Here is an 11,819-nt window from a genome sequence, read left to right as displayed (position 1 = left end):
TCGCTGGCTGATTCTTCATAACTGCATTAACTTCAAAGCATTCAAACGGTAAATTTTTTCCAGTATGGCGGCACTTAATCCCAGCCCGTATAAAGGCCAGTGATAAGTGAATATTTCATGTTCATAAAAATGATCGTCTGTTGTTTCCATAATCCGGAAAGCAGTACGGTAAAACTTAGCGGCATACTCCATATTCATTTTAGGATCATAGCCCAGGTCGGTACCAAATAGCAGCCGGTCCTGGTACTTTTCATAAAATGCTTTGGCAAAACGCGGAATGGTGGCGGTTTCTGCAAACCTCGCGGCATTATCTACATACAGGTTAGGATAACGATCCAGCATTTTCCCTACTATGCTGAGATCATAGGTGCAGTTGGCAAAATGACAGGCGATGAAAATGGTACCGGGGTTGTCCCTGACTACGTTTTCAAAGGTCTTTATCAGTGTGGGATGGTCCAGGAGTCCTGGCTGAGTGTGGTCTATGCGCCACTCGTATGCATTCATTAATCCGTCGTTCGTAGCATCCATCGGCAGGTACATCCACATGGGATCTGCGATGTGTATATTCACCGGCATATGCAGCTGGCCGCACTTTTCGAAGAGTGGTTTCATGCGCGGATCATCCAGGTGCAGGCCGTATCCGGCTACAGGCCGGGAATAAAATTCGCCAAGACCTTTGTCGCCCAGCTCTCCTACGCCTTTTGCTCCCATCCGGTGGCAACGTTCCAGTTCTGCTACCGCATGATCAATCCAGCTGTCGCCTGGCTGGTCGTAACCGGTGTAGTCGAATCCGCACCACAGATCAAAGCGGTTGGCATAATCTGCATATTGCTTCGTAACGGCATCAAAGCCGGCGCCGGTTTCAAACGTAAGAACCGTGCTTTTTTCAATGTTTGCCTCGTCCATGCGGGCAATCCATTTGCTTACATCCAGCTCCGGCTGCCATGCGTGGGTATGCATATCAATCACCGGGAAAGCAGCTTTTACAATGGCTGTTTCCGGCGTTTTAAATATCGACTTCGGCCGGTAGTCCTGTAATCTGATATGTTCCGGTGATGACGAAACATCTGCTAATGGCTTTGGTTTTACTTTGTCGAGATCCATAATCATCTGTTTTTAAAATGTCAGTTTATTTTTCAGCAGGATATAAAATACTTTAGTCATGGTACCGGGCGACGGGCTGAAAACAAGGCCAGATGGGGAATACCCGGAATACCCGGATATTCCCTGTTGATCTGTTTTTTCATATAGGCGTTACGGTAATGTAACATATTTTGCCTCGTATGGATTCAGGTTTACTGCTAATGTGTTGTTGATCTTTGTTTTTTGTATGGCCGCCGTTTTATTGATCATCAGGATCTTTGTTTTGGAAGACATGACCATCACCCGTTGTTCATCTGATACCGTAGTGGCGCATAAGTTAGTGCCTGCCGGAAAATAGGTGTTGAAATTTTTGTACAGCGAATAATTCCTGAATGGTTTGCCTCCGTTCGGCACCAGGGTACTGCTGAAAAAGTTGCTTACATTCCCTTCCCCTTCCTGCTGTTCGGGCGCCCAGCGCAGTGATGCGGCATCGCCGGCCAATGCGTGGTGTATCAGCATACAACCCAGTGCTGCCGGCTGAATGGTGGTATCTGTGTTCAGGCCCACATAATCTTCCGACCACCATATAGGCAGTGTAGTTTGCGAATGCAGCCAGTTACTGGCATCCCTGAACTTCTTCGTAGAGGCGATCACGTTGGTGGCAACCCCGTCTTTTGAATCCACGCCTCCGTCTACGCAGAGGAAGTCGCCGCCATGTTTGTTCTGCAGCCAATAGGTTACTACATCCAGGCAACGTTTATCCAGTTCTCCGTAAGTGGGATCTGTGATACCGCTATGGGCGTTGCCTGGCGCACTATGCCAGGAATCTATCCCGATATACGGACCACCGATGATGGCATCCGGGCGTGCCGCTTTCACAGAGTCATATACCAGGTTATACAGCCGGGTATAGCGCACATAATCCCAGCGGTTATTCGTCTCGTCCCACATACTTTTCAGCTCATTCCATACCTGGAAGGTTTTTACCGCGGGATAACGTTTCGCTACCAATGCACACAGGTGGGCAAAATCCTTTTCATGTTCCGGTAAAGGCGCCCATTCCACTTTGCTCCAATCCGTATCGCTGCTGTCTTCATACTTTCCCGGCGCCCAGTCGGGGTCTACCATCCAGGTGGGGGCCGTGGCAAGAGTGATCACCGGTGTTGATTGCATCGCGGCCATCATGTTTACGCGGAGGTCCAGTGATTCCCAGTCAAATACACCGGGTCTTGGCTCAATGTTATCTGCACCGAAACCGAATATATGCTGGTTGTGATAAACAACCGCTCCTTTCAGCAAATTGGTACCCCTGGTAATGGAGGGGCCATCACCCCAGGCGTCGAGGTTATTTTTCATATAGGTCACACCCAGCTTGAGCGAACTGGTCATCAGCACAGCATTCTTGTTTACCGTAATTTTCACGGTATCTGCCAGCAGGGCGCCTTTGGTGAGTGATGCTTCTGCAGACAGTATTTTTGGATCAACTTTACATGATCCGGCAAAGAGGGCTATCATAGCCGGGGCGATAAGGAATTTTTTCCATGTTAGCGTGGTCATTATGTGAGGTTTTTCCAGTGCTTTTATTTTTTATGCACTGCTGGTGAACAATAAATAAAATCAATACTCCGTATAGTCGCGGGCGTTATAAACGCCCGGACAGTTATGTTGCTAATCGTATTTATTTTTATTCAGACAGGATGAAGATCGCCACCGCTGCCAGCAGCAAACCTGCTGTCAGCACCGCATCCGGCACTACTCCATAAATAATGAGGGAAAGAATGACTGTGATGACAGATGATAAACTGGTGAGCGGTATTACAATAATCGCTTTGCCGTAGCGCAGTGCATATACCAGCATCAGGGCGCCGATGGCATTTAACAGGTGGATGGGAACAGCCAGCCCAAACCCTTTCCATCCCCAGTTGATGGCGCCGGAGAAGTTTGTCATGCCAATGGCCGCGGGCACCAGCAGTAAAGACGACACTGTCATATAAAAAAAGATACTTTCTGCTTTCATACGGCTATTGGCAAACTTCATCACAAAGCCCTGGGTGGCCCACATCACAAACACGAGCATGGCCATGATCAGCCAGGTGTAGCCCTGCGCCTGTTTATTCTGTCCTGGCTGAAAGGCCAGGAAAAATGCGGCCAGCAACGCTACGCCAATACCCAGCCATTGCCTGCGGGAGCAGGTTTCCCCGAGGAACACCACCGACAGCAGGATGGTGAGCAGCGGGAAAAGGGCAATGAGCGGAAATAAAATATAGGCCGGTCCTATCCGCAATGCCTGGAAAAGAATGAGTTGTCCTCCGGCACCGAGCAGGCCCACCATAGACCCCAGGAAAATATCCCGCGGCGTATGTTCCAGTTGCCACTTCACTATCCGCAACGCTGCGATAGCACAGGGCAGCATAGTCAGCGTCCACACAATATATCCGAGCGTTGCCGGAAAGCCGGCTTTTTCAGGTATTTCTATAAAAGCCCCCCATACTCCTACAAATACAGTATTGATAGCGGTATATAAAAGCCAAAGCCGGGATTTGTGCATACGCGGATATTTGTTGTTTCAAGGCGCCTTAACCTTCGAAACCTTGTTTTTCATTTTAAAACAAAGTAAATATAAGTTTTTTAAATAGAAAACAAGTGATAAATATTTTTTTAGAAAGATTTTGAAGATGCATAACAAAGGAAACGAAGGCATCGGGGTATACAAAGACAGAAGCCGCAAAAACGACTATTTTATGATCGTCTTTGCGGCTTCCGGCTTGCGGGAAAATGAATGCTATACTATAATCACCTTTACGTCCAGGTCTTCCAGCCGCTTCTTATCTTCTGCGGAAATACCGGCGTCGGTAACTACGGTGTGGATCTTATTTACAGGGCAGATAAATGCCAGGCTCTTTTTGTTAAACTTGCTGGAATCCGCCAGCACAATCACTTCGTTGGCGATTTCTATCATGATTTCATTCAGGTAGGCTTCTTCCATATTGGGCGTATAAATACCATTGCGGGTATCAAAGCCATCTACCCCAAGAAAAACCTTATCTACATGGAAACTGCGCAGGTTCTTTTCCGCCAGCGGACCAACGAGCGACATGGAATTTTGCCGCAGATAGCCACCAGGGATGATTACATTGATATTTGGATAGCCGGAAAGCATGTTCACAATGTTCATGGCATTGGTAATGACGTTCAGGCTTTTGAAAGACTGCATATGCTTTACCATCTCCGCGGTAGTGGTACCCGAATCAATAATCATGGTATCGTTTTCACTGATGAGGGCAGCGGCACTTTTGCCGATCGCCACTTTTTCGACGTAATGAATTTTGTTCTTTTCACTGATCCGCTGATCCACTCCCACATTATTCTCCAGCTTGATAGCTCCGCCCCTGGCCCGTAACAGCATGTTCTTCTGCTCCAGCTGGTCCAGGTCGTTCCGGATGGTCACCTCGCTTACATTAAATTCTTTGCTTAGTTCACTGATGATCACCTGGCCATTTTTATACAGCTTCTGCAGTATTTCTTTCCTCCTGTTTACAGTTGATCCGTTTTGGCTCTCTTCCATTTGCAGTTATTTATTTTGAGATTTTACTATTACAAGCCAGCTAAGTTACAAATTATTGTGCAATCTCTTTCAAACGAAATTTAAAACAAGTTAACCGAAATAATAAAAAGGTTTTGAAAGTAATTTACCTTTTGATATATTTGTATTGTATTACTCACTTATATCTTAACTATGCAATCAGTACTTGAACTGGAACCTTCCGCATTGCAAGAAAAAGGAGCCTTCCATACTGCCCGGGAAATTGCGCAACAGCCTTACATATGGGAAAAGATCATGAACGGGCTGACCGGCGAAGCCACTGCCCTGTCGGCGTTCCTGGAAGAAGCCTATCATACAGTGGACAACATCATTCTTACCGGTGCCGGTACAAGTGCTTTTATTGGTCTTTCGCTCACAGGCAGCTTCTTCCGCCATACCGGCGTTATCACCAGGGCTATACCCACCACAGACCTGGTAGCGCACCCGCACGATTATTTTCATTCCGACAGGATACCACTGATCATTTCCTTTGCACGCTCCGGCAACAGCCCGGAAAGCTGCGCTGCACTGGAACTGGCAGACAACATCTCCCGGCGCTGTTACCACCTGATCATTACCTGCAATCACAGCGGGCAACTGGCCGGCTGGCAGAGCCAACACCCGCAACACATGATCCTGCTGCCACCGGAATGTAATGATAAGAGCCTCGCCATGACCAGCAGCTATACCGGCATGCTGCTTACCGGCGCCCTGATCACCCGGCTGCATAACATCGCCGCCATGCGGCAGCAAGTGGAAGTACTGTGCACCTATGGGAAGCAGCTGCTCACCCGTTACACGGCCCTGCTCCGCACTATCGCCGGCAAAAAATTTACCCGCGCGGTATTCCTGGGCGACGGCGCATTTTACGGTACTGCCACAGAAGCTCACCTGAAACTACAGGAACTCAGCGGCGGCAAAGTCATTTGCAAAAGCGACAGTTTCCTCGGCTTCCGGCATGGCCCGAAAGCTATCATCGATGAAAACACCCTCGTCGTATATATATTCTCGAACAACAGCTACGTTTTAAATTATGAAAAGGACCTCGTCATTTCCATGAAGCAGGGTAACAAGGCACTCCTGGAAATGGGTATACTGCCGGCTAACGGCGAAGTGCCTGAACTGGATACCATTCTGCTCACGGGCGATCAGCCGTTGCTGCTGGAGGAAGATCTGTTATGTGTATGCAGTATATTGCCCCTGCAACTGCTGGCCTTTTTTACTTCTTTATCCCTGGGCCTTCAGCCGGACAATCCTTCCGTAAACGGCGCCATCACCCGCGTTGTGGAAGGTGTTGCCATCTATCCGCTCAATGCCTGATAAAAACACCGCTATGAACAACACAACGTTTGATGTATTGGTGGTCGGAGAACTGAATGTTGACCTGATACTCAACAAGCTTAACACATTGCCCGCTCTGGGCAAAGAAATACTCGCAAAAGACATGACCTTCGTACTGGGCAGCAGCGCCGCCATCTTTGCCTGCAACCTTAGTACCCTTGGCGCTGCCGTTACCTTTGCCGGTAAAATAGGTAATGATATGTTCGGCCATAAAGTGCTGTCCGAACTATCCTCGAAAGGCGTGGATACTTCCGGGATTGTATATAGCCGGACCGCCGGTACCGGCATCAGCATTGCTTTCAGTCATGAGCAGGAAAGAGCCATGATCACGTACCCCGGCGCTATGGAAGAACTGAGTATGGCAGATATTACAGATGCCACGCTCGCAAACGCCCGGCACCTGCATGTAAGCTCTGTATTTTTACAACCAGCCCTGAAACCTGATCTGTGCCGGCTTTTTGCCCGGGCAAAAATGCTGGGACTCACCACCTCTCTTGACCCGCAATGGGACCCGGCAGAACAGTGGGATATCGACCTCCCCACATTATTGCCCCACGTAGATGTCTTTCTGCCCAACATCGCCGAACTATGTGCATTCACCGGCGGCAACAGCGTTTCCTCCTGCCTGCAAACGATCAGCGCCTATGCCAATATTGTAGCGGTTAAGCATGGGGAAGCAGGCGCCTATGTGTGGGACGGTCACTCGCTGTTCCACCAGCCTTCCTTTAAACAAACAGACATTGCCGATTGTATCGGGGCGGGCGACAGCTTTAATGCAGGCTTTATCAGTCAGTATATCCGTAACCGTTCGTTGCGGCAATGCGCTGAATACGCCGCCCTGGCCGGCGCCATTAACACCACCGCGCCCGGGGGCACCACGGCTTTTCATAGTCTTGATACCTTCCACGCTATTGCCATTCAAAAATTTAATTACCTACCAGCATGAACCTGAAACAACAACTACAGCAATGTTCACAGTCGGGCTCCGCTTTGCTGGCCGTGAATTTTTATAATTTCGAAACACTGAAAGGCTTGCTGATGGCGGCCAAAGCAGCCAACTGCAGCCTGATACTGCAACTATCAGAAAGCACGTTGCAATACCTGGGTATCAACTCCGCCGTTAACATGGCGAGGGTAGCGCTTCGTCAGTATGGCGTAACCGGATGGGTACATCTTGATCATGGCAGCAACATACACACGATCCGAGAATGCCTGGATGCCGGCTTCGACTCCGTAATGATCGATGCCAGTGAAAGATCTTTTGAAGAAAATATTCGTACTACCACTGCCGTTGTAAGGGTAGCCGCTGGTTATGATGTGAATGTGGAAGCTGAACTGGGATATATTGCAAAACTCGGACAGGAACAAACAGCTGCCTTCACCAGCCCGGAACAGGCGAAGCAATTTGTAGAAGAAACCGGTGTTAACGCACTGGCCGTCGCCATCGGTACCGCGCATGGTTTTTATAAATCACCTCCGCATCTGCAGATCGGCCTGCTTAAAGAGATCCATGCCGCCACGCCCGCTGCCCTTGTATTACACGGCTGCTCCGGTGTTCCGGACGACCAGCTGAAAGAAGCGGTTAAAAACGGTATCACCAAAGTGAACCTGGCCACAGAAACAAAAAATATTTTTATGAAAACATTGCAGCAACAATTGCTGACCAGCCAGGACATAGATTTGCGCAGGGTTTTCCCGAAAGCCATCAATGCAGTAACAGAACTGATATCGCAGAAGCTGAGTGTGATATAAAATAACCGGGTTTCATTTCTTAAAGTAGCTGTTTTACCTGAAAACCTTCTGCAGAAATGCAGTGGAATAATCCATTGTTTTATCAAACCAGGGATCAAAAAACCAGAACGGATGCGGTGTATCCGGCAGCTCATGGGCTTCCGAATAGATCTTATGTTCTTTCAGTACACGCATCATGTCGTTCCTGCCGGCATGAAACTGGGAAAAGGAGCTGTTAATAAAAAGCATGGGAACCGTATTGCTTCCTGCATAAGTTAATGCAGATGCCTCCTTCCATAGCTCCGGCTTTTCCTCATAGGTGCCGCCCAGCCATTCAGACGCCGCGCCGGCTTCCGCCGACTCCGGGTGTTTGAATGCCAGGATACCATCGATATCAATGGCCGCCTGAACAGCGGAGGAATGAGCTATGTTGCCCTCTTCAAACTTTGGTGCGCCGTTGGTGGCGCCCATTAACGCAGCCAGCTGCCCACCGGCAGAACAACCCAGTGCTGCAATGTGATTGGTATCAATACCATATTCGCCGGCATGAGCGCGCATCCAACGTACAGCCGCCTTCAGATCCTGCACAGCCGCGGGGTATTGCGCTTCCCCGGACAAACGGTATTCTGCTGATACTGCTACGTATCCTCTTTTCACCAGCTCCACTGCCATTGCATGGTTATGGGTTTTATCGCCCGAATGCCAGCCACCGCCAAAGATCAGTAACACCGCAGGTTTACGCTGTTTTTCTTTACTATAAAATACATCCAGTAATAAACTGCGACCGCTTGCTTCGCGATAAGGCACATCCATTGCCTGCTTCATACCGGCGGGCGGCGTTGGCGATGCAATTTTTATAAATGGAAACTTCAAACGTTGTTTCTGATAAGTACTCCAAACGGCGAAAGACGTATCCCGCGGCACTTGTGTGTCCATCCGCACATTATCAAGCACAATATTATCGGCATCCGTTAATTCTTTTCCGATAGTTGTTTTAAAGACACTATTGCTGATCCGGATATTTTTCACCGGCATCTCCGGCAAGCCACGGATAAAAATTGCTTTCTTTGCACCATTACAAACAATGTTATCAAACTCCATATCCCTGAATACCGGCGTACCTTCATTTACCTGTGGCCGTTCATCCCGCTGGCTGTCTGTAGCAAATTTCACGAAGTAGTACAGGTCAAAAAATACCGCTTCTTCCACAATATCTTTCATGAATATATTCTTTGCATAGATCTTTTCCACCACACCTCCACGGCCGCGGGTAGATTTGAAACGCAGCCCCTTATCCGTTCCCACAAAAGTACAGTTGTATACAAAAATGTTCCGGGCGCCGCCACTCATTTCACTGCCTATCACAAAACCGCCGTGGGCTTTATACACAATACTGTTACGCACAATACCATTTTCGGTTGGCTTGCCCCGCCGGCGTCCTTCTTCATCTTTGCCGGATTTGATGCAAATGGCATCATCACCAACATCAAAGGTGCAGCCTTCTATCAAAAAGTTGCGGCACGACTCAATATCAGCGCCATCCCCGTTTTGCGCATAAGCCGGGTTTTTAACCAGCAGGTTACGCAAAGTGAGATCTTCGCAAAGAGAAGGATGCAGGCACCACGCAGCGGAGTTCTGGAAAATAACACCTTCCAGCAATACTCTTTTGCAGTTATTCAGCGCTACAAGATTGGGCCGGAGGAAATCTTTCATCACGGCATACTCCTCCAGTAGCTTGCCTGGCACCAGCAGCATGCTCATGCCTTGTTCCTTAGCCGCTTTGTATTGCTCACTCGGATACCATTCATTTCCATTTTTTCCAAGTACACCACCCGACGCTACTTTCTTTTTCCATTCACTTTCGGTTAGCTGACCTTTGCCCACTGCGCGCCATACATCACCGTTGCCATCAATCACACCCTTTCCGGTAATGGCGATGTCATGCAGGTTGCTGCCGCTTACCGGCGATTGGTTACGGGCGGCGGAACGGCCTTCATAAAGACCTTCCACCAACGCATACTGGCTCTTATCCGGTGTGAACAATAGCGTAGCGGCACTTTTCAGATGCAGGTTCACATTATTTTTCATGACCACAGGCCCGGTAAGCCAGAGTCCTTCCGGCACCAGCACCACGCCGCCACCATTCCGGCTGCATGCGGTGATCGCGTTATTGATCGCCGTTGTATTCAATGTAATACCATCCGGAACCGCGCCATAGCGGGTGATATTAAAAGTATCTTTCTTAAAAACAGGAGATGCTATTTCAGGTAACCGCGTCCAGGAGTACTGCGAAAAAGCGTGTACAGCTATTCCTATGCCTGCGGCCATTAAGATGCTTATCTTTCGTATGTTCATACCAGTTATTTTTCTTTGTTAACAGGATCCCACCCTCCCAATATATTAGTCGCCACATATCTTTTGGCCTCCCTGGCGCTCAATTGCTTGCTCCAGGGAACCCGCCCTGCAACAGTGGCCCCTTCTCCCGTGTTATTATATTCTGCGTAAAAAGCAGTTTGTTCATTTTCCTTTTTATCCCAGTTATGCCAGCCTGCCGGCAAAATATGCCTGCCCATTTCACATCGGATAAAAACGGTACGGGCATACGCACGCCACGGCCTGCCGAGATATACTTTGCTGGCCTCTTTACCAGCTGTGATGTTGCATTCCAGGAATACATAGCCGTATGCCTGTTCCTTTGTGGTAGAGGCGGCAGTGATATAGGAATCGGAAAGGCTACGGATGGTACAGCGACGAAACAACGCCGTAGCCGGGCCAAAAATAAAATCGGTGGTGCCTTCAATGAAACAATTCTCATAATACTGGCAGCTGTTGCTGTTAGCAGTCAGCAGCGTATCCTGGTTGCCAAGCAGATTACAGTTGCGGATCACAAAATGGTCACCGTCGACATGCAATGCAACGGCCTGGCCTACACGCCCTGCTGTATTCCGGATCGTAAGGTTTTCTATTTTCACATCATTGCCCTGCACCCATACGGTGTAGGAGTTGAAAGTGCTTAACTTCTTATCTCCCACCAGCTTACCGGAATAATCATCATTGGTGATAATAGTGCTATCACGACTTTCACCGATGAAGGTGATGTTTGTTACCCATGAAGGAACGACCAGCTTTTCGGGGTATACCCCGTTTTTAATAGTAATGGTGAGTGGTACAGGAGAATAAGCCCTGACGGCATTCACCGCTTCCTGGATGGTGGTATAGTCTCCGCTGCCATCTTTAGCCACCGTTAACCGCGAGGGATATGTTTGCTGCGCCATTGCGCCTGCGGCGGAGCATATAATAAGTAGCAGGTAAAATATTTTTTTCATATGGATGATTTTTAGAATTCCCTTAACCAGATATTCCGGAAGCTCACGCGGCTGTTATGTTCCTGTAATACCAGCGGTAATTTATTTTCATGATATTGATACTCCGGGTAACCGGCATACACCATTGGTCCTTTGATAGCAACATGATATTGTATCAATACCCCGTTGTGAAATACCGTGATATAGGCTGGTGTTTTCAGCGACTGGTCGGCGTTGAATACCGGGGTTTCAAAAACTACATCAAATGTTTGCCAGGTTTGTGGCGGCAAACAGGCATTTACCAGCGGCGCATATTGTTTATAGATACTGCCCGCCTGCCCGTTGTAATAGATTTTATGAAGATATTGATAGTTCTCGTATATCTGCAGTTCATATAGTCCCATGAACAGTACCCCGCTGTTACCACGACTATTACCACGATCTTCCCGGGGATCAGGTGTTTTCCATTCTATGTGCAGTTGTATATTGCCGAAGGCCTGTTTGGTACGGATATCTTTTGCTTTAGGCGTTACCGTTAGTTCGCTTCCTTTTACGGTCCATTTCACCGGGCTGCTGTCGGCATGCTCCCATTTGCCCAGGTCTTTTTCCCCTGCAAACAACACGATGGCATCGGAAGGGGGGCCTGCATTTTTACCGGGCGTCACCTGCGGCGGTTGCGTGGACCAGTCCTCCGTAGCTTCCGGTTTTATTTCCTGTGCCTGCACAGCGTATGTAAAAAAAAGGAATGCTGTAAAAAGATAAATTGTTTTCATAGA

At 48.5% G+C, this 11,819-nt stretch carries 10 protein-coding genes; 3 read left to right on the top strand and 7 right to left on the bottom strand.

The genetic code is table 11. The annotated features are described in order from the left end of the window. Positions 1–15 precede the first annotated feature (15 nt). The 4 genes from ACLHR0_RS22270 to agaR all read right to left on the bottom strand — a co-directional run bounded on the left by ACLHR0_RS22270 (position 16) and on the right by agaR (position 4,648). Positions 16–1,104, bottom strand: coding sequence for an amidohydrolase family protein (locus ACLHR0_RS22270; protein WP_436489613.1), 1,089 nt, complete (start codon positions 1,102–1,104; stop codon positions 16–18). Between the two features lie 150 nt (positions 1,105–1,254). After that, positions 1,255–2,640, bottom strand: a complete 1,386-nt coding sequence (locus ACLHR0_RS22265; protein WP_436489611.1) for a beta-galactosidase — start codon at positions 2,638–2,640, stop codon at positions 1,255–1,257. Positions 2,641–2,767: 127 nt separating this feature from the next. Further along, positions 2,768–3,631, bottom strand: a complete 864-nt coding sequence (locus ACLHR0_RS22260) for an EamA family transporter (protein ID WP_370912927.1) — start codon at positions 3,629–3,631, stop codon at positions 2,768–2,770. 234 nt (positions 3,632–3,865) lie between these two features. After that, entirely contained in the window at positions 3,866–4,648 is a 783-nt protein-coding gene (gene agaR / locus ACLHR0_RS22255; RefSeq protein ID WP_436489609.1) for a transcriptional repressor AgaR, read from the bottom strand. A gap of 171 nt (positions 4,649–4,819) precedes the next feature. Here agaR and ACLHR0_RS22250 point away from each other — a divergent pair, with 171 nt between their 5' ends. From ACLHR0_RS22250 to ACLHR0_RS22240, 3 genes are read left to right on the top strand one after another with little or no spacing between them, the layout of a single operon-like run. After that, positions 4,820–5,986 carry an SIS domain-containing protein gene (locus ACLHR0_RS22250; RefSeq protein WP_436489607.1) on the top strand — a complete coding sequence of 389 codons (1,167 nt, stop codon included), beginning with the start codon at positions 4,820–4,822 and terminating at the stop codon, positions 5,984–5,986. Between the two features lie 13 nt (positions 5,987–5,999). Next, entirely contained in the window at positions 6,000–6,953 is a 954-nt protein-coding gene (locus ACLHR0_RS22245) for a carbohydrate kinase family protein (protein ID WP_436489606.1), read from the top strand. Next, positions 6,950–7,759 (top strand): class II fructose-bisphosphate aldolase, encoded by an 810-nt coding sequence (locus tag ACLHR0_RS22240; protein ID WP_436489605.1) that lies wholly within the window; start codon positions 6,950–6,952, stop codon positions 7,757–7,759. Before ACLHR0_RS22245 ends, ACLHR0_RS22240 begins: the two co-directional genes overlap by 4 nt. A gap of 33 nt (positions 7,760–7,792) precedes the next feature. On the opposite strand, the gene ACLHR0_RS22235 is transcribed toward ACLHR0_RS22240, so the two are convergent. Genes ACLHR0_RS22235 through ACLHR0_RS22225 form a run of 3 tightly spaced genes read right to left on the bottom strand, consistent with a single transcriptional unit; the run spans position 7,793 to position 11,816 of the window. Then, positions 7,793–10,093, bottom strand: coding sequence for a glycosyl hydrolase family 28 protein (locus ACLHR0_RS22235; protein WP_436489603.1), 2,301 nt, complete (start codon positions 10,091–10,093; stop codon positions 7,793–7,795). A gap of 5 nt (positions 10,094–10,098) precedes the next feature. Then, on the bottom strand, positions 10,099–11,064 hold the full coding sequence (locus ACLHR0_RS22230) for a pectinesterase family protein (protein WP_436489601.1): 966 nt from the start codon (positions 11,062–11,064) through the stop codon (positions 10,099–10,101). Between the two features lie 11 nt (positions 11,065–11,075). Continuing rightward, positions 11,076–11,816, bottom strand: coding sequence for a 3-keto-disaccharide hydrolase (locus ACLHR0_RS22225; protein ID WP_436489600.1), 741 nt, complete (start codon positions 11,814–11,816; stop codon positions 11,076–11,078). Positions 11,817–11,819: the final 3 nt, after the last annotated feature.

This window comes from Chitinophaga sp. ARDCPP14, assembly GCF_051362515.1.
Lineage (GTDB): Bacteria > Bacteroidota > Bacteroidia > Chitinophagales > Chitinophagaceae > Chitinophaga.
The sequence above is the reverse complement of the archived record's forward strand: the minus strand, read 5'-3'. Positions and strand labels throughout refer to the sequence as shown.